Source organism: Streptomyces sp. NPDC051286 (assembly GCF_044455345.1).
In the GTDB taxonomy this organism is placed as follows: Bacteria; Actinomycetota; Actinomycetes; order Streptomycetales; family Streptomycetaceae; genus Streptomyces.
This window is the reverse complement of the sequence record NZ_JBITER010000010.1, coordinates 132495-149727: the sequence shown is the minus strand read 5'-3', so window position 1 is coordinate 149727 and position 17233 is coordinate 132495. Positions and strand designations below refer to the sequence as shown.

At 70.6% G+C, this 17233-nt stretch carries 18 protein-coding genes and 1 pseudogene; 10 read left to right on the top strand and 9 right to left on the bottom strand.

Annotation, left to right across the window (positions count from 1 at the left end):
- Positions 1-5 precede the first annotated feature (5 nt).
- Entirely contained in the window at positions 6-506 is a 501-nt protein-coding gene (locus ACIBB8_RS13330) for a hypothetical protein (RefSeq protein ID WP_398951466.1), read from the bottom strand.
- Between the two features lie 156 nt (positions 507-662).
- On the opposite strand from ACIBB8_RS13330, the gene ACIBB8_RS13325 reads away from it, so the two are divergent.
- Both ACIBB8_RS13325 and ACIBB8_RS13320 read left to right on the top strand, forming a co-directional pair.
- Complete coding sequence (locus tag ACIBB8_RS13325) at positions 663-1268, top strand: TetR/AcrR family transcriptional regulator (protein WP_398951464.1); 606 nt, start codon at positions 663-665, stop codon at positions 1266-1268.
- A gap of 94 nt (positions 1269-1362) precedes the next feature.
- Positions 1363-1980, top strand: coding sequence for a helix-turn-helix domain-containing protein (locus tag ACIBB8_RS13320; RefSeq protein WP_398951462.1), 618 nt, complete (start codon positions 1363-1365; stop codon positions 1978-1980).
- Positions 1981-2001: 21 nt separating this feature from the next.
- Here the strand turns inward: ACIBB8_RS13320 and ACIBB8_RS13315 are convergent, their stop codons facing one another.
- The gene (locus tag ACIBB8_RS13315; RefSeq protein ID WP_398951460.1) at positions 2002-2697 is read right to left on the bottom strand and encodes a GDSL-type esterase/lipase family protein; all 696 of its coding nucleotides are present in this window, start codon (positions 2695-2697) and stop codon (positions 2002-2004) included.
- A 58-nt stretch (positions 2698-2755) separates the two neighbouring features.
- Here ACIBB8_RS13315 and ACIBB8_RS13310 point away from each other — a divergent pair, with 58 nt between their 5' ends.
- On the top strand, positions 2756-3757 hold the full coding sequence (locus tag ACIBB8_RS13310) for a WD40 repeat domain-containing protein (protein WP_398951458.1): 1002 nt from the start codon (positions 2756-2758) through the stop codon (positions 3755-3757).
- A 41-nt stretch (positions 3758-3798) separates the two neighbouring features.
- Here ACIBB8_RS13310 and ACIBB8_RS13305 read toward each other — a convergent pair whose 3' ends face one another.
- Entirely contained in the window at positions 3799-4581 is a 783-nt protein-coding gene (locus ACIBB8_RS13305) for a TetR/AcrR family transcriptional regulator (protein WP_398951456.1), read from the bottom strand.
- Positions 4582-4714: 133 nt separating this feature from the next.
- Here ACIBB8_RS13305 and ACIBB8_RS13300 point away from each other — a divergent pair, with 133 nt between their 5' ends.
- The 6 genes and pseudogenes from ACIBB8_RS13300 (at position 4715) to ACIBB8_RS13275 (ending at position 8384) form a co-directional block, all read left to right on the top strand.
- Positions 4715-5683, top strand: a complete 969-nt coding sequence (locus tag ACIBB8_RS13300; protein ID WP_398951454.1) for an ATP-binding cassette domain-containing protein — start codon at positions 4715-4717, stop codon at positions 5681-5683.
- Positions 5680-6507: an ABC transporter permease gene (locus tag ACIBB8_RS13295; protein WP_398951452.1), complete on the top strand. Its 828-nt coding sequence runs from the start codon at positions 5680-5682 to the stop codon at positions 6505-6507. Before ACIBB8_RS13300 ends, ACIBB8_RS13295 begins: the two co-directional genes overlap by 4 nt.
- A 373-nt stretch (positions 6508-6880) precedes the next feature.
- Positions 6881-7054, top strand: a complete 174-nt coding sequence (locus tag ACIBB8_RS13290; protein WP_398951450.1) for a hypothetical protein — start codon at positions 6881-6883, stop codon at positions 7052-7054.
- Positions 7047-7532, top strand: a pseudogene (locus ACIBB8_RS13285) (alpha/beta hydrolase); the annotation flags it as partial. The gene ACIBB8_RS13290 and the pseudogene ACIBB8_RS13285, both read left to right, overlap by 8 nt.
- Before the next feature lie 174 nt (positions 7533-7706).
- Entirely contained in the window at positions 7707-8171 is a 465-nt protein-coding gene (locus tag ACIBB8_RS13280; RefSeq protein WP_398951449.1) for a hypothetical protein, read from the top strand.
- A 9-nt stretch (positions 8172-8180) separates the two neighbouring features.
- On the top strand, positions 8181-8384 hold the full coding sequence (locus tag ACIBB8_RS13275; protein WP_398951447.1) for a DUF4259 domain-containing protein: 204 nt from the start codon (positions 8181-8183) through the stop codon (positions 8382-8384).
- Positions 8385-8615: 231 nt separating this feature from the next.
- Here ACIBB8_RS13275 and serC read toward each other — a convergent pair whose 3' ends face one another.
- The 6 genes from serC to ACIBB8_RS13245 all read right to left on the bottom strand — a co-directional run bounded on the left by serC (position 8616) and on the right by ACIBB8_RS13245 (position 13942).
- A complete protein-coding gene (serC, locus tag ACIBB8_RS13270; RefSeq protein WP_398951445.1) occupies positions 8616-9734 on the bottom strand; it encodes a phosphoserine transaminase in 1119 nt (372 codons plus the stop codon).
- Positions 9735-9828: 94 nt separating this feature from the next.
- On the bottom strand, positions 9829-11037 hold the full coding sequence (locus ACIBB8_RS13265) for a cytochrome P450 (protein WP_398951443.1): 1209 nt from the start codon (positions 11035-11037) through the stop codon (positions 9829-9831).
- On the bottom strand, positions 11034-11690 hold the full coding sequence (locus ACIBB8_RS13260; RefSeq protein WP_398951441.1) for a GTP-binding protein: 657 nt from the start codon (positions 11688-11690) through the stop codon (positions 11034-11036). The genes ACIBB8_RS13265 and ACIBB8_RS13260 overlap by 4 nt, the downstream gene beginning before the upstream one ends.
- Complete coding sequence (locus ACIBB8_RS13255) at positions 11671-12033, bottom strand: DUF742 domain-containing protein (RefSeq protein WP_398951439.1); 363 nt, start codon at positions 12031-12033, stop codon at positions 11671-11673. Before ACIBB8_RS13255 ends, ACIBB8_RS13260 begins: the two co-directional genes overlap by 20 nt.
- Entirely contained in the window at positions 12030-12467 is a 438-nt protein-coding gene (locus tag ACIBB8_RS13250; protein WP_358856753.1) for a roadblock/LC7 domain-containing protein, read from the bottom strand. The genes ACIBB8_RS13255 and ACIBB8_RS13250 overlap by 4 nt, the downstream gene beginning before the upstream one ends.
- Positions 12464-13942 carry a sensor histidine kinase gene (locus tag ACIBB8_RS13245; RefSeq protein ID WP_398951437.1) on the bottom strand — a complete coding sequence of 493 codons (1479 nt, stop codon included), beginning with the start codon at positions 13940-13942 and terminating at the stop codon, positions 12464-12466. Before ACIBB8_RS13245 ends, ACIBB8_RS13250 begins: the two co-directional genes overlap by 4 nt.
- Before the next feature lie 270 nt (positions 13943-14212).
- On the opposite strand from ACIBB8_RS13245, the gene ACIBB8_RS13240 reads away from it, so the two are divergent.
- Entirely contained in the window at positions 14213-17035 is a 2823-nt protein-coding gene (locus tag ACIBB8_RS13240; protein ID WP_398951435.1) for an FAD-binding and (Fe-S)-binding domain-containing protein, read from the top strand.
- Positions 17036-17233 lie beyond the last annotated feature (198 nt).

The following is a 17233-nucleotide window of genomic DNA, read 5'->3' as shown; positions in this document are numbered from 1 at the left end:
CATGGTCAGGAGCAGCCGTCCGGTGACCGGTTTTCCTCGATCCAGGTGCAGGTGGCGCTGGGCAGCGCCGACGTGAAGGACGCCTCGTCGCAGAGATCCGAGGGTCGCAAAGAGCCGAGGACGGCCGCCGATTCGGCCCGTACGCCCGCATCCTCGTCGGACGTCAGCTCCCGCAACTCGTGGATGCGCCGATCATCCCCGGCCTCCGTCCACCCGTGCGGATCGCAGTCGATGGCTGCTCCCAACTGGTCGGCCGTCCCCATGTCCTGTGCGCGGGCGAGCGCCCTCAGCACGGCGCGCAGGCCGTACACGTCGCCTCGCTCCAGCAGAGCCTCCGCCGTCGCCTGTGTGACCCCGGTGTCCCGGGCGTCCAGGTGGAGACGGTGGAGGACACCGTCCACACCCGCGTCCGCGGTCGCCGCAGTTAGGCGTCCCGCGGCCGCTCTTACCGGCCACAGAGGCGAGTCGGCGTCGATGTCGTCACCGTCGGTGTCGGGACAGGCCATGGCTCCACGATGACAGATGTCGTCGTCCGACGACGCGCCGCTGCCTGTGGGTGTGGCGGATCCGCCGCCGTCGGGGCGGAGCGAGGACAATGACAGCGACTTCGGGCCGACGAAGGAGGACTTGTGGTGAATGCCGTGGTGAGCCGCGGAACAGGGATGACCGAGTCCGCCGAGGACCGGGCGCAGTGGCGTGCCCGGCTCCTGCGGGCCGGACGGGACCTGTTCGCCGCATACGGCTACGCGCGCACGAGCATCGAGCAACTCTGCGCCGAGGCGCGCGTGCCGATTCGCGCGTTCCATCAGCAGTTCACCTCCCGGGAGGCGCTGTTGATCGCACTGTACGACGAGGTGGCGACCAGCGGACTGCGCGCGTCCGAGGAGGCGATGCTCTCCGACGACATGGAGGAGTGCTCGACGGAGGAACGGTTCCGTCGCCTCTTCGCCGCCTATGTGGGCGGGGTCACCGCTGATCCGCGGGCCGCGCGGGTGGCGTTCGTCGAGGTGCTGGGCGTGAGCCGCACCGTCGACGACCATCTGGCGATGTGGCGGACGATGTGGTCCGAGTTCCTGACCTGTGAGGCCGAACGCGCCGCCGAGCGGGGTGAGGTGGGTGACGGCGACCAGCGGGTCGCGGTCACGGTGATGACCCACTCGGTCGAGGAACTCCTCGCCCACCACGCCCGCCGCCCCCGCCAGGTCACGCCCGACTGGCTCACCGAAGAGCTCACGCGGCTCTCCCTGACGATGCTCGGTTCGCCCTGACCGTTCCCGCTCTCCCGTACGGCGGATATCCGCGCCCGCTCTCCCGTACGGCGGATAACCGCCCCCGCTCTCCCGCACGGCGAATAATGGGGCGATGGGAGACGGAGCGAAGGCGGATGCGGGTGCCGGCGATGAGTTCGCCGCTGTCCTGACCGGAGTCGGGTCGCGCCTGAGGGCCCTGCGCCGGGAGCGCGGCACGACCCTCGCCCAGCTGGGCGAGACGACCGGAATCTCGGTCAGTACCCTCTCCCGCCTGGAGTCGGGCGGCCGCAAACCCACCCTGGAACTGCTGCTGCCGCTGGCCAAGGCGTACGGGGTGCCGCTCGACGAACTCGTCGGCGCCCCCGCCACCGGCGACCCCCGCGTCCATCTGCGCCCCTTCACCCGCGGCGGCAGAAAGTTCATGCCGCTGACCCGCCACCTCGGTGGCCTCCAGGCGTACAAGCTGGTGCTGCCCGGCGGGCGAGGGGCGACCGGGCCCCTGGAGCAGCGGGTGCACGAGGGCTACGAGTGGCTGTACGTGCTGGCGGGGCGGCTGCGGCTGGTGCTGGGCGAGCACGATGTCGTACTGACCACCGGGGAGGTCGCCGAGTTCGACACGCGTACGCCCCACGCCTGGTCCAGCGCGGGGCCGGAACCGGTCGAGATTCTCAGCCTGTTCGGGCCGCAGGGCGAACGGATGCATGTGCGGGCCCGGCCCACCAGAAAGTGAGGGCACCGGGACGGCCGGGCGTCAGGCTTCCGCGCGGCCGCCCGCGTAGGGCCCGCCCATGCCCCACGCCTGGTGCATCGCGTCGGCGAACGTCGCGGCCAGCTTCTGCTCGCCCGTGGGGCCGGGGTGCGTGCCGTCGTACGTGTCCGTGTGGATGTCGTACCCGGGCGGGCGCGACGCCAGCAGGATCGGTGACATCGGCTCGTCGAGGTCGGCGACCGCCTTCGCGAGGAGCTCGTTGAAGCGGTCGCACTCGGCGGCGAACGGGGCGTCCGACTCGGCCCGTATGTTCGGGATGACCGGCAGGAGCACGGTTTTGATGTGCGGGTTCGCGCTGCGGGCCGCCGCGATGAACGCGCGGGCGTTCTCGGCGGCCTGCCCGCTGTCCGTGTAGAAGCCGAGATCTATCAGGCCGAGCGAGACGAGCAGCACGTCGGCACGCGACGCGGTGACCGTGTCCGCGATCACCGGGGCCATGTGCAGCCATCCCTCGCCCCAGCCCGCCAGATGGCGGCGGGCCAGGGCGGGGAAATCCGGGTCGCCGTACGCGTACGAGGCCGGGGTATTTGTCGCGGTGTCGTACAGCTCGGTCCGGGGACCGACGATCTCGTACGGACCATCGAAAGCCGCTTCGAAGTGCTGCCACATGCGGTAGCGCCAGGTGAAGTCGCCGGCGCGGCCGATGGTCATGGAATCGCCGACGAACAGAAAACGCATGACGCCATCATGGCGGATCAACGCGCGGAGCTGCGACGTGAGCATGGACACTTGGTCCATGCGTTCGTATCTGACAGTCACCGGTGCCGCCGCGCTGCTCGTCCTCACCGGGGCGGCAGCCGCCCCGGCCAGTGCCGACGACGGGTCCGCCGACCGCAGCTTCACGATCGAGGACCCCAGGATCACCGAGTCCAGCGGCCTCGCCGCGAGCCGCGCCCACCCGGGCATCTACTGGACGCACAACGACAGCGAAGACGGGCCGTACGTGTACGCCGTCGACTCCCGGACCGGGAAGACCGTCGCGACGATCACCATGCGCGGGGTCGGCGCGCCGCGCGACGTGGAGGCGATCTCGCTCGGACCCGACGGCAACCTGTACGTCGGCGACATCGGCGACAACCTGAACGGCAGCTGGGACCACGTCTGGATCTACCGGTTCCCGGAGCCGAAGGTGCTGAAGGACGCGACGGTCCGGGCGACCCAGTTCGACGTGAAGTACGCGGACGGGGCGCGCAACGCCGAGGCGCTGATGATCCACCCGAAGACCGGCCGGGTCTACATCGCCTCGAAGAACGAGGACGGCGGCGGACTGTACGAAGGGCCCGCCAAGCTCTCCACCGGACGGACCAATGTGTTCCGGCGGGTCGGCGAGGTGCCGTGGGTGACGGACGGGGCGTTCTCGCCGGACGGGAAGGAACTGGTGCTGCGGTCCTACTTCAGCGCCCGTGGCTACGCGTTCAAGGACGGGCGGCTCGGCGCCGACCACGCGGTGCAGGCACCGCTCCAGCGGCAGTCCGAGTCGGTGACGTACACGGCGGACGGCTCGGCGCTGATGTTCGGCTCGGAGGGCGCACGGAGCGACGTGGTGCGGGTGGACATCGCAGGCGCGGACAGGAACGGCGGCGACGCCAAGTCGCCGTCGAAGGACGGCGGCGGAGCGTCGGCCGCCGCCGGTGACGGGAGCGGCAACCAGACGAAGGGCAGCACCCTGGTCGGAGCATTGGTGCTCGCCGCCGTGGGCGCACTCGTCTTCATGAACCGGCGCCGCAAGCGCGGCTGACCGCTGCCCGGTCTCCATCGGTGCACGGCCAGGGCCCCGCGTCACCCCCTGGCGCGCCCCTCGACGAGCACTTCGAATCCGTCGATCAGCCGTTGCAGGCCGAACGCGAAGTGGTCGTTGTCGTAGCTGAACGCGTCCCCGGAGAGCCCTGCCATCAGCGGATAGTCGCCGCTCCTCATGGCCCGCTCCAGGTAGGGGCGCTGGTCCTCCCAGAAGGCGTCATTGCTCAGCCCGGTCTGCTGCACGGCCTCGGTGGCCTGGAGCCGGGTGCGGGCGATGCCCTCCACGAAGCTGTTGACCGTGATGATCGTCGAGATCAGCTCCGGGTCGGTCAGACCCATGCCCCTGATACCGGCGAGGGCCAGTTCGAGACCTCGGAGGGCGCTGGGGCCGAGGATCGTACGCGCCTGGTTGATCTTGAGCAGCCAGGGGTGGCGGCTCAGCTGCTCCAGGTAGGTGCGGGCCATGGTGTCGAGGGCGGCGCGCCAGTCCGCCGGTCCGTCGGCCGGGGTGGCTTCCAGGGGTTCGCCCAGGACGTGGTCGAGCATCAGGTCGAGCAGCTCGGCCTTGCCGGGGACGTACCGGTAGAGCGACATCGTGCCGGTGCCCAGATCGGTGGAGAGCCGGCGCATCGAGAGGGCGGCCAGGCCCTCCGCATCGGCGATCGCCACGGCGGTGGTGACGATCCGGCCGAGTGTGAGAGCCGGTTTGGGGCCGCGGCTGGGGCGGTCGCCGGTGCCCCAGAGGAGCTCCAGGCTGCGCGCGATATCGCCGCTGCCGGCCGTCGTTCCGTCTGCGCCACCCGCTGAATCGCTCTTCGTCATGAGCTCAGCGTAAGCCTCTGGACAAGAAGTGGGTACGGTGTACTCTCATTTGGGTACAGCGTACTCAGTTCATTGGAGTGAAGGGGGTTCTGTCATCGACGCGAGCGGATATTCCGTACGTGCCGAAGGGGTCATGAAGCGGTACGGAGAGAAGCGCGGCGGGAAGAAGGGCAGCGGGGAGAAGAGGGCTCTCGACGGATTCGATCTGGCCGTCCGGCCCGGCACCGTGCACGGGCTGCTCGGTCCCAACGGGGCCGGCAAGACCACTGCTGTACGCGCCCTGTCGACGCTGCTGCGGTTCGACGGCGGGCGAGCCGAGGTTGCCGGGCTGGACGTGGCGCGCGAACCCCGTCGCGTACGCACAAGGATCGGGCTCACCGGGCAGTACGCCGCCGTCGACGAGATCCTGACCGGGCGGCAGAACCTGGAGATGTTCGGGCGCCTCTTCCATCTGGGCGGCGCGCGTGCCCGGCGGCGGGCCGCGGAACTGCTGGAACAGTTCGACCTGCGCGACGCCGCCGACAAGGGGGTCAAGGGATACAGCGGCGGCATGCGGCGCCGCCTCGACCTGGCGGCATCGATGATCCTCGCACCCCAGGTGCTGTTCCTGGACGAGCCGACGACAGGGCTCGATCCGCGTGGGCGGGGCGAAGTCTGGGACAGTGTAAGGGCGTTGGTGGCAGAGGGTACGACGGTGCTGCTCACCACCCAGTACCTGGAGGAGGCCGACCGGCTCGCCTCGCGCATCACCGTCATCGACCGTGGCCGGGCCATCGCCGACGACACCCCGGACGGGCTGAAGAACCGGGTGGGGGGAGACCGGATCGAGGTCGTCGCGGGCGAGGCGGCCGACCTGCCCACGGTCGTCAAGGCCGTGGAACGGGTCGCGGGCGCCGGTCCTGTCGTCTCCGACGAGGCGGACCGCCGCGTCCATGCCCAGGTCGCCGACCGGGTCGCCGCGCTCACCGAGGTCGCGCGCACCCTCCAGGACGAACGCATCGCGGTCGAGGACATCGGGCTGCGCAGACCGAGCCTCGACGACGTGTTCCTCAGCCTGACCGGACACCGTACGGAGACGCCCAAAGAGGAGGTGACGGTGTGACCGCCATCGAACTGCACACGGCCGGCCCCGCACGCGGCCGACTCCACTGGGCGCTCGCCGACAGCTGGAACGTCACCCGGCGCAGTCTCACCCACTACCAGCGCCAACCGGCGGTCATCATCTGGCAGTTAGGTTTCCCGATCCTCTCCGTTCTGCTGTACGGGTATGTTTTCGGCAGTGCCATGAAGGTGCCCGGAGGCGGCGACTACCGGGAGTTCCTGATGCCGGGCATGTTCGCCACGACCATGGCCATGGGCTTCATGAACACCGCGATGGCCATGGTGACCGACGTTGGCAAGGGCGTCGTCGACCGGTTCCGCTCCATGCCGATGGCACCGTCCGCGATCTCCGCCGGGCGCGGCCTCGCCGATCTGCTGGTCGCCGGCGCCGAGCTGACGATCCTCGCGGCGACGGCCCTCGCGATCGGCTGGCGTGCGGACGGCGGCCCGACTGCCGCCGTCGGCGCGTTCGGACTGCTTCTGCTGCTCCGGTTCAGCCTGATCTGGGTCGGCGTCTGGCTGGGACTCCTGGTCCCGAGCGCGGAGTCGGCGGGCGGTCTGTACGCCATCGCGTTCCCGGCCACGATGATCTCCAGCGCCCTGGTCGCACCCTCCCTGATGCCGGGCTGGCTGGGCACCGTAGCCGCCTGGAACCCGATTTCTTCGACGGTCACGGCAACCCGCGAACTCTTCGGCAACCCGGTGGCGGGCGGCGGCACCTGGGTGGAGGAACACGCCCTGTTGATGGCGGTGGTGTGGCCGCTGGTACTGACCGTGGTGTTCCTGCCTCTGGCGGTGCGGCGGTTCCAGCGACTGAGCCGCTGAACCGGGGCGGGACGGCGCGCGTAGGGTCGGGCGCCATGACGCACCAGGGGCCCGAGGCCTTCTCCACCGAACGGCTCGACGCACTGCCGCTGCGGGTCGCGTACGCGGACGAGATGGCGGTGGTGCTGGACGACCCGGCACTGCACACGTACACGGGCGGTGAGCCGGAGGACCTGGACACCCTCCGGGCCCGCTACACCCGCTGGGAAGCTGGCGCCCCCGACCCTGCCGAACACTGGTGGAACTGGGTACTCCGGGTACCCGCCGGTGCTGGTACCGGGTGTGAGCGTTTGATTTCGCTCCTCGGAGCCGGAGACTATGGCGGCTCGGCCCGGGGTCACCCGGGAACGGGGAAACGGGGAGGGTCTTGCGGATGGCGTGGGATGAGTGGGAGCGGCTCAAGTCCGATGCGGTGGCGCGCGGTTCCGCGCAGATGCAGTTGAACCAGTATCCGGCCGATCAGGGGGGCGGGGCTCCGGCGGGCGCGGCTTCGGAGGATCTGAAGTCGGACAAGAAGGCATGGGCGAAGGCCGGCGAGGGCCAATGACGGCGCCCCGGCCTTCAACCGGTTCATGGACGGACTCGACGCGTCGCACACCGCCGACTCGGACCCGCACCGCACTGCGATCGGCCACTCGTACGGCACGACCCTCATCGGGTCCGCGGCCCGGCAGGGTGACCTGAACGCGGACGACGTGATCCTCGCGGGAAGCCCCGGTGTTCAGGTATCCAAGGCCGAACAGCTGGACGTGCCCACGGGACATGTCTGGAACCAGGAGGCCGACGGGGATCCCGTCCCGGACATCGGTCGCTATGGGCACGGCGGAACCGACTGGGACGGCCTCTGGACCATCCCCAGCGACGAACGCTTCGGCGCCAACCAGATGACCACGGACACCGAGGGCCACAGTGACTACTGGAAGGAGAACACTCAGAGCCTCAGGAACCAGGGCCTGGTTGTCGCGGGGCACGGTGACGAAGTGAAGTTGAAGCCGCCGCCGGACCACTGGGCGCATGTGAAGTAGGGGTGTCGGTGCCCGCGGGCATCTGCCTGTTCGACGACCGACCCTCGAAGTACCCGAAGACATGACCGGCTCGTGTCCCGGTCCGACCCATCGAGGCCCCTCGACTTGAAGATCAAACTGAGCGCCCCGGCGCTCCTTGTATCCCTCGCCCTCGCGACCCTTACTGGATGCAGCATGACTGATACCAACAACTCCGGCGACGTCCCATCCGCGGGCACCAGCACCTCACTTGCCGCTGCCAATGAGACGGAAAAGGTTTCCAGCGAGCTCTACGACCTGATCGGCATCAAGGGGAAGACGTCCAATACTGGCCCAGGCGTCTCCGAGTGCAGCGGCAAGGATCCGGAGAAGTACTTCCAGATCTTTCACCCATGGAGCTTTACTCCGGCATCGGCCGACCAGCTCGGTGGTGTGATGGAGCGGCTCAAGGAAGAACTGCCCAAGCATGGCTGGAAAGTCGTCGAGTACGGGCTCGACACCAGCAAGAGCAAGAACCTCAACCTCACGGCCGACAACGACAAGAAGAAGCACAGCGTCAACATTGTCGAGATGGCCAAGATCGACCCGCCAAGCCTCAGCCTGATGGTCGTCTCCGGCTGCTATCAGGTGCCGGACGGCGAGAAGGTCGAACGGTTCTGAAGGTGCCGCTTGCGTGACGCGTGGGTGCGGGATGGCTCGGTCCGCCGCCCGCGCCACCCGGTTCGCTCGCCGGACCTGAGCCCCCTCGTGGTGCGGGCCCTCGACCGGGTGCTGGGCGAAGCCTCGGAGCTGCGCGAGCTGCGGGAGGACAACGAGGAGTGGACGGCCGGCATCACTCGGCTCCGGGAGGTGCCGGCGGCCTCGGCCGGTTGATCAGGTCTGGGGGCGGCCGGCCCTGATGAGCTCGTCTACGTCGAGAGTCACCGGGGCGCCGATCGAATCGGGCAGCGTGACTGTCTGCCCGGGGGCGTGCACCTGGTGGTAGTCGTAGCCGCGATCGCCCGGAAGGCATTGCGCCACCCCGGTCGAGTGAACGCGAAGGGCCCCGCGCGCCTGGCGTACCAGATGGATGCGGGGCCCTTCCTGTGCGTGAGCGCGTACGCGTTACAGCTTCTCGATCACGTAGTCGATGCAGGCCGTCAGCGCCTGGATGTCCGACGGGTCGATCGCCGGGAACATCGCCACGCGCAGCTGGTTGCGGCCCAGCTTGCGGTATGGCTCGGTGTCGACGATGCCGTTGGCGCGCAGCGTCTTGGCGACGGCCGAGGCGTCGATCTCGTCCGAGAAGTCGATCGTGCCGATGACCGCCGAGCGCTTCGCCGGGTCGGTGACGAACGGGGTCGCGTACTTGGACTCGTCCGCCCAGCCGTACAGGTTCCGCGCGGAAGTGGCCGTGCGGCGGACCGAGAAGTCCAGGCCGCCCTGGGTGTTCAGCCAGTTCAGCTGCTCGTTCAGGAGGAACAGCGTGGCCAAGGCCGGGGTGTTGTACGTCTGGTTCTTGAGGGAGTTGTCGATCGCCGTCGGCAGCGAGAAGAACTCCGGGATGTGGCGGCCCGACGCGTGGATGCGCGCGGCGCGCTCCAGGGCCGCCGGGGAGAAGACGCCGATCCAGAGACCGCCGTCGGAGGCGAAGGACTTCTGCGGGGCGAAGTAGTAGACGTCCGACTCGGTGATGTCGACCGGCAGGCCGCCCGCGCCCGAGGTGGCGTCCACCAGGACCAGGGAGCCCTCGTCGGCGTCGGCGACGCGCTTGACCGGCGCGGCGACACCCGTCGAGGTCTCGTTGTGTGTGAACGCGTAGACGTCCACGCTCGCCTCGGCCCGCGGGTCCGGGTGGGTGCCCGGGTCGGAGGCGATCACGGTCGGGTCGGCCAGCCACGGCGCGAGCTTGGCGGCCTTCGCGAACTTCGACGAGAACTCACCGAAGTTGAGGTGCTGGGACTTCGTCTCGATCAGACCGTGCGTCGCGATGTCCCAGAAGGCGGTGGAGCCGCCGTTGCCCAGGATCACCTCGTATCCCTCGGGGAGGGAGAAGAGGTCGCGTACACCCTGACGCACCGAGCCGACCAGGTTCTTGACCGGGGCCTGGCGGTGGGACGTACCGAGAAGAGACGTACCGGTGGCGGCCAGCGCGTCGAGCGCCTCCGTCCGCACCTTGGAAGGACCGGCGCCGAAGCGTCCGTCGGCGGGCTTGATGTCAGCGGGAATCTGGATATCGGCCACGAACCGGAGCGTAATACCTCGCGGGCACGGTTGAGCGCCGTGTCCGTCGGATGAGACAGCCGCTCCGGCGTGTGGACCACATCGCGCGGCGGTGTCAGCCCAGTTCGACCGGCAGGTCGTACAGGTCGTTCTGGGTGACGATCGGCTTGTTCCGCAGCTCGGACGCCGGGACGGCGAGCTCCAGGTCCGGGAACCGCTCGTACAGCGCGGGCAGCGCCACCCCCGCCTCCAGCCGGGACAGCGCCGCGCCCGGGCACACGTGCGGGCCGTGACCGAAGGCGATGTGGCGGTTGGGGGAGCGGGTGATGTCGAAGTCACCGGCGGTCGGCCCGTACTGCGCCTCGTCGCGGCCCAGCGCGCCGAAGGAGACGATCAGCGCCTCGCCCTTCGGCAGCACCTTGTCGCCGACCTCGACATCCTCCGTGGCGAACCGGATCAGCACGTGCGAGGTGGGCGTGTTCCAGCGCAGGGTCTCCTCGATCACGTTCTCCCACGGCACCTCCCCGCTCAGCACCTGCTTGCGCTGCTCCGGGTGGGTCTGGAGCGCGACGACCGCGTTCACGATCAGGCTGATCGTGGTCTCGTGGCCCGCCGCGATGATCAGCTGGAGGGTGTTGACGATCTCCTCGTCGGTGAGGTGGTCGCCGTCCTCGGAGGCCGCGATCAGGGCGCTCGTCAGGTCGTCGCCCGGGTTCTCCCGCTTGGAGTCGACGATCCTCGTGAAGAGCGTGCCGAGGTCCGCCATCATCTGCGGGACCTCCTCCGGCGGTGTCTGTGTCGAGAAGAACTTCTCGAACAGCTCCTTCAGCCGGGGGTGGTCGGCGTTGTCCACACCCATCAGCTCGCTGATCACGTTCATCGGCAGCGGGTACGCGAACTCGGCCTTCAGGTCGACCTGCTCGCCCCGGGGCAGCGCCGCCAGCCGGTCCAGGCTCGCCGTGGTCAGCGCCTCGATACCGGCCCGCAGCCGTTCCACCCGCTTCACGGTCAGCGCCTGCGCGACCAGGGTGCGCAGCCGGCGGTGGTCCGCGCCGTCGACGGTGAGCATGGAGCGGCCCGGGTTGGCGAGGCCGATCAGCGGCCAGTCCATGGGTATCTCGCCGCGCTGCCAGGCGCCCCAGACGTTGATGTCCTTCACGATCCGGCTGTCGGTGAGCAGCTGGCGCGCCTCGGCGTGGTGGGTGACCGCGTAGCAGTGCACCCCGCCCGGCAGCTCCACCTCGGCGAGGGGACCTTCCGCGCGCAGCCGGGCGCTCTCGCCGTCGAGATCGGCGACGAACGGGTCGAGGGCGATACGGGTCATCTTTCGCCTCCAAGGGCGGGGGTGGGCTCCGGTGTGGTCTCCGGACGGGCGGCGGACGGGGCGGACGCCGTGCCGGCCGCGAGGGCATGGAGGTGCTCGACCAGCGTGATCAGTACGTACTTGCTGGACGAGCGGTCCCGGGCGTCGCACTCCACCAGGGGCACGTCGTCCGCGAGGTCGAGCGCCTCACGTATCTGCTGTTCGGTGTGGAGCGGGCCGCCGAAGTCGTTGCACGCCACGATGAACGGCGTGCCGTGGTGCTCCAGGCGGTCGATCGCGTACCAGGAGTCGGCGAGCCGGCGGGTGTCGACGAGGACGACGGCGCCGAGCGTGCCCGAGAACAGCCGGTCCCACAGGAACCAGAAGCGTTCCTGACCGGGTGCGCCGAAGAGGTACAGCACCGAGCGTTCGTCGAGGGAGATCCGCCCGAAGTCGAAGGCGACGGTCGTGGACGTCTTCGACTGCACACCGTCCAGGTGGTCGACGGCCTCGCCCGCGCGGGTCATGGTCTCTTCCGTGTTCAGCGGACGGATCTCGCTGACGGAGCGGACCATGGTGGTCTTGCCGACCCCGAAGCCGCCGACGACGACGATCTTCAGTCCGTTGTCGGCCGTCGCCTGCAGGGCGGCACGGTCAGAGGTTGCGGAGTCCAACGAGCACCTGTTCCAGGATGTCGGGGTCGGGGAGCCGGTCCGCGACACGGGCGGTACGGGGGTGACGGGCGCTGATCCGGCCGGTGTCCAGCAGATCGGACAGCATGATCCGGACGATGTTGACGGGCAGCCCGAGGCCCGCCGCGATCTCGACGACCGCGGTGGGGCTCTGGCACATCCGCAGGATCGTGACGTGCTCCGACTGCATGCCGGGGGTCGGTTCGCATTCGGATACCACCAGCGTCACCAGGTCGAACACGTCCGAATCGGACCGGCTGCGGCCACCGGTGAGGGTGTACAGCCGGTCCGGGTCGTCGTCCCGGCCGGGGCGGGGGCGGGTCATACGGCGGCGGTCGCGTCGGCGGCTTCGGAGGTCGCGGAGGAGCGCGGCGGGGCGCTGAGGTGTTCGCCGAGCTGCTCGATGAGCTCGGTCATGTTGTGGCCGATGAGGCCGACGTCGGAGTCCTCCGAGGCGACGACCGCGAGATGGGCGCCCGCGCCCGCCTCGACGATGAACAGCACGCCGCCGTAGAACTCGGCCATCGCGGACCGTACGCCGCCGGTGCCGTCACCGAACTCGACGGAGGCGCCGTGCGACAGGCTCTGGATGCCGGCCGAGATCGCGGCCAGCTGGTCGGCCTGATCGACGGAGAGCTCGGGGGTACGGCAGAGCTTGAGGCCGTCCCTGGACAGGACGAGGGCGTGCCGGGCGCCGGGGGTGCGCTCCAGGAGCCCCTCCAGCAGCCAGTTGAGTTTCTCGTCGGTGGTCGCGGTCATCGGGTGTTGCCTTCCGGGTGCGGGGGATTGGGCCGTACTGCCTGGCGGAAGCTGCTGAAGCGGGCTGCCTGTTCCTTGGGGTCGGAAGTACGGGGCCGGGAAGTCGCGGCGGCGCCCGGGGTGGCGCCGTTGGGGTTGTTACGGGATTCGGCGGCGGCGAGGGTACGGCCCCGGGTGCGCTTGGGGAGGCCGCTCTCGCCGAACCGGGGGAGGCTGCCGGTGGTCTCGGACGCGGGGCCGGAGCCGGTCTCCGCGTTCGCGGGGGCGGGACCGGCGGCCGGGGCGGGGGTGTGGACGGGCTCCGGTTCCGCCGCCGGTTCCGCCACCGGGGCGGGCGCCGGGACGGTCACCGGTGTCCGGGTGATCAGTTCCTGCGGGAGCATCATCAGGGCGCCCGTGCCGCCGCGTGCGGACGGCCGGAACGACACCGTCAGACCGTGCTTACGGGCCAGCCGGCCCACGACGGCGAGACCGAGGCGGGTGCCGGACAGACCGGCCAGGTCCTGGTTGGTGGCGGACACCGCACGCTCGGCGCGCCGCAGCTGCACATCGCTCATCACCAGACCGCTGTCCTCGACGGTGAGGACGATGCCGGCGGGCACCTCCTCCACGTACACATGGACTTCCGCGGTGGGCGGCGAGAAGTTGGCAGCGTTGTCGAGGAGTTCGGCGAGCGCGTGCATGACGCCCTCGGCCGCGTGACCGGCGATCGCGACGTCGCTGGTCGAGTGGAGACGTACCCGCTGATAGCCGTTGATCCGGCCCATCGCGCCGCGCAGGATGGACTCCATCACGATCGGCTTCGCCCAGCGCCGCCCGGATCGGGCGCCGGTCAGCACGGCGATGGAGTCGGCCAGCCGGCCCGCCTGGGCGGTGCGGTGGTCCAGGTGCAGCAGATCGCCGAGGACGTCCTCGGCGGAGTGCCGGTGCTCCATCTCGCGCAGGTCGGCGAGCATGCTGGTGGCGAGCGCCTGCATCCGTCCGGCGGCGTTGGCGCAGGCGGCGATCGCGGCGGAGCGCTCGCTCTCGCTGCGGGCCACGCACGCGCCCAGCCGCTCGGCCTCGTCGTGCAGCCGGTCGCCCAGCCGCTTGACCTCGTCCTCCAGCCGGGCGGTCTCCGCGGCGGCCAGCTCGGTGATCCCGGCGTTCTCGGCCGCTGCCGCGGCCTTGATCCTGGCCGTCTCCGCGGTGAAACGCTGGGCGTCGGCCGCGGACGACGACACCAGCCGCGACATCTCCGCGGTGAACCGCTGGGCCTCGGCGGCGTTGTGCGCGCGCAGCAGGCGCGTCGTGGCCCGGGCGTGGACAGCGGTCGCCACGGCGACGGACAGCAGCAGGGCGGCTGCGCCCGCCCCCCAGGACAGCGGGGTTCTGACCGAAGCGGGAGCGGCGAGGACCGCCCACAGGCAGCAGGAACCGGTGACGGCCGCCGAGACCAGCAGGGCCAGTGTGGTCGGCCGGGATGTGGGGCGCAAGCGGAGTCCTCGGTGGCGGACGGCTACGGACAGGGGGGCGGATCCGGACACTTCAGTACGGCAGGGGGCGAAAGAGATCAACCGGAGTTGATAATTCCTAATCAAGTCGTCGCCACTATATGAGAATTGACGATCTGTTTGGGAAGACCTTGTGGTCTTCTCTGTCACGTATGTGACTACGCATCCGACGTATTCCGACGGATTGACGTATTCGGGGGAAACGCGAGGGGGCGACGGGCCCACTGCCCCGACCAGCGGCATGCTGGGCCCATGGCTGAACCACAGGACCGGACCGCTCTCGTACGGGCCCTCGGCAGCGCCGTGCGCGGAGAGGTGGAGTTCGGTACCACCGCGCGGGCGCTGACGACGATGGACGCCTCCAACTACCGCCGGGTGCCGCTCGGCGTCGTCGCCCCGCGCGACGCCGACGACGTTGCCGCCGCGCTCGCCGTCTGCCGTGCGCACGCGGTGCCTGTCGTGCCGCGTGGCGGTGGCACCTCCATCGCCGGGCAGGCCACCGGCATCGGTGTGGTCCTCGACCTCACCCGCCATCTGGGGAAGATCGTCGAACTGGACGCTGCGTCCCGGACGGCCGTCGTCCAGCCGGGCGTGGTCCTGGACGACCTGCGCGCCGCCGCCGCACCCCACGGCCTCACCTTCGGCCCCGACCCCTCCACGCACAGCCGGTGCACGCTCGGCGGGATGATCGGCAACAACGCCTGCGGCTCCCACTCGGTGGCCTGGGGCACCACCGCGGACAACGTCCACGCACTGACCGTCGCCCGCTACGGCGGCGACACGCTCCGGCTCGACCGGGGGAGGTGGGACGGCGCCCCCGCCGGCCTGCGCGAACTGGTCGGCTCCCACCTCGCGCTGCTGCGCACCGGCTTCCCCGAACTTCCGCGCCGCATCTCCGGATACGCCCTCGACGCCCTGCTCCCCGAGCGCGGCCCGGACCTGGCCCGCGCCTTCTGTGGCAGCGAAGGCACGCTCGGCGTGGTGACGGAGGCGACCGTACGACTGGTCGAGGCACCCGGATCCCGCGCCCTCGCCGTACTCGGTTACGCCGACGAGTCCGCGGCCGCCGAAGCAGCCGCCGGCCTCCTCCCGTACCGCCCCCTGACGGTCGAGGGCATGGCCGCCGATCTCGTACGGGAACCTGCCGGGCTGCCGCGCGGCGGAGCCTGGCTCTTCGTCGAGACGGGCGGGGACACCCCGGCCGAGGCGCGGGCGCACGCCGAACGGATCCTGCGGGCGGCCGACGCGGTGGACGGGGCCGTGGTCACCGACCCGGCCGGACAGCGGGCCCTGTGGCGCATCCGGGAGGACGCGGCCGGCACCGCCACCCGGATGCCCGATGGCAGTGAGGCCTGGCCCGGCTGGGAGGACTGCGCCGTACCGCCCGCCCGCCTCGGCCCGTATCTGCGCGACTTCCGCGCCCTGCTTGCCGCACAGGGGCTGCGCGGCACGCCGTACGGGCACTTCGGTGACGGCTGCATCCACGTGCGGATCGACTTCGACCTGCTGAGCGGCGACGGTGTGGCCCGATTCCGCCGCTTCTCCGAAGAACTCGCCGTGCTCGTCGTCGCGCACGGCGGCTCGCTGAGCGGGGAACACGGCGACGGGCAGGCGCGGGCCGAGCTGCTGCCCCGGATGTACGGGGACGAACTTGTTGCGCTCTTCGGCCGGTTCAAGGACCTCTGGGATCCGGACGGCGGCATGAACCCCGGCATCCTCGCCCGCCCCGCCCGCCTCGACGAGAACATCCGCTTCGACGTCCTGCCGAAACGCCCCGTGGACGTCACCTTCGGCTACCCGCACGACGGCGACTTCACGGCGGCCGTACGACGATGTGTCGGCGTCGCGAAATGCCGTACGGCGCAGCCGGCGGGCGCGGACGTGATGTGCCCGTCCTTCCGGGCGACCGGGGAGGAGGCCCACTCCACCCGCGGCCGGGCCCGCCTGCTGCACGAGATGCTCGCCGGCGAGGTGATCACGGATGGCTGGCGGTCAAAGGAGGTGCGGGACGCGCTCGACCTCTGCCTGTCCTGCAAGGGGTGCCGCAGCGACTGCCCGGTCGGCGTGGACATGGCCACGTACAAGGCGGAGTTCCTGCACCACCACTACCGGGGGCGGCTGCGGCCCGCCGCCCACTACGTGATGGGCCGGCTGCCGCAGTGGCTGCGGCTCGTGGCCCCGATCGCGCCCGTGCTGAACGCACTCGCCCGGATCCGCCCGTTCGCCGCACTGGCGAAGCGGCTGGCGGGCATCACTGCGGAGCGGACGATTCCGGTGCTGGCGGGGGAGACGTTCACCCGGTGGGCCCGAAAGCGCACGGGCCGCGGGACGGTGATCCTGTCGAGCGATCAGGTGGTGGCCGTCTGGCCGGACACCTTCACCAACCACCTCTCCCCGGAGGTCGGGAAGGCGGCCGTCCGGGTCCTGGAGGCGGCGGGCCGGACGGCCCTGTACCCGGAACGCAGCGTGTGCTGCGGACTCACCTACGTGTCGACGGGCCAACTGGACAAGGCCCGCACGGTTATGCGCCGCACCCTGGACCGGATGGGGTTCTTCCTCGGCGACCCGCTCGTCGTCCTCGAACCGAGCTGCGCCGCCACCCTCCGTACGGACCTGCCGGAACTCCTCCCCGACGACCCGCGCGCCGCCGAACTCGCCGGTTCGGTACGGACGTTGGCGCAGTACCTGGAGGAGTACGCCCCCGACTGGCGGCCGCCGCGCCTGGATCGTCGGGTCGCGGGCCAGACCCACTGCCACCAGCACGCGGTCCTCGGTGACGCGGCCGAACGCCGACTGCGCAAACGGGCAGGCATGGAGGGCGAGTTGAGTGGAGGGTGCTGCGGTCTTGCGGGGAACTTCGGTTTCGAGCGGGGCCACTGGGGTGTGTCGGTGGCGTGCGCGGAGGAGCAGCTGCTGCCGTCGGTACGGGGTGCGGAGCCCGGCACGGACATCCTGGCGGACGGTTTCTCGTGCCGGACCCAGCTGGCACAGCTGGCGGGCGTGCGGGCGAGGCACCTGGCGGAGCTGCTGGCGGAGGGGCTGGACGGGCCCGGGACCTCCCCCGACGGCAACTGACACAAGCGTTCCGCCGGGGCCCTCCGGCGACCGAGGGGCGGGGTCCGGGGCGGAGCCCCGCGGCCGGGAGGGGTGGGGGGGGGGGCGGCCCACCCCCCCCCCCCCCCCCCCCCAAACCCCCCCCCCCCCCCCCCCCCCACCCCCCCCCCCCCCCCCCCCCCCCATTTTACTGGGGCGGGGCATTGCCAAAAAACGCGC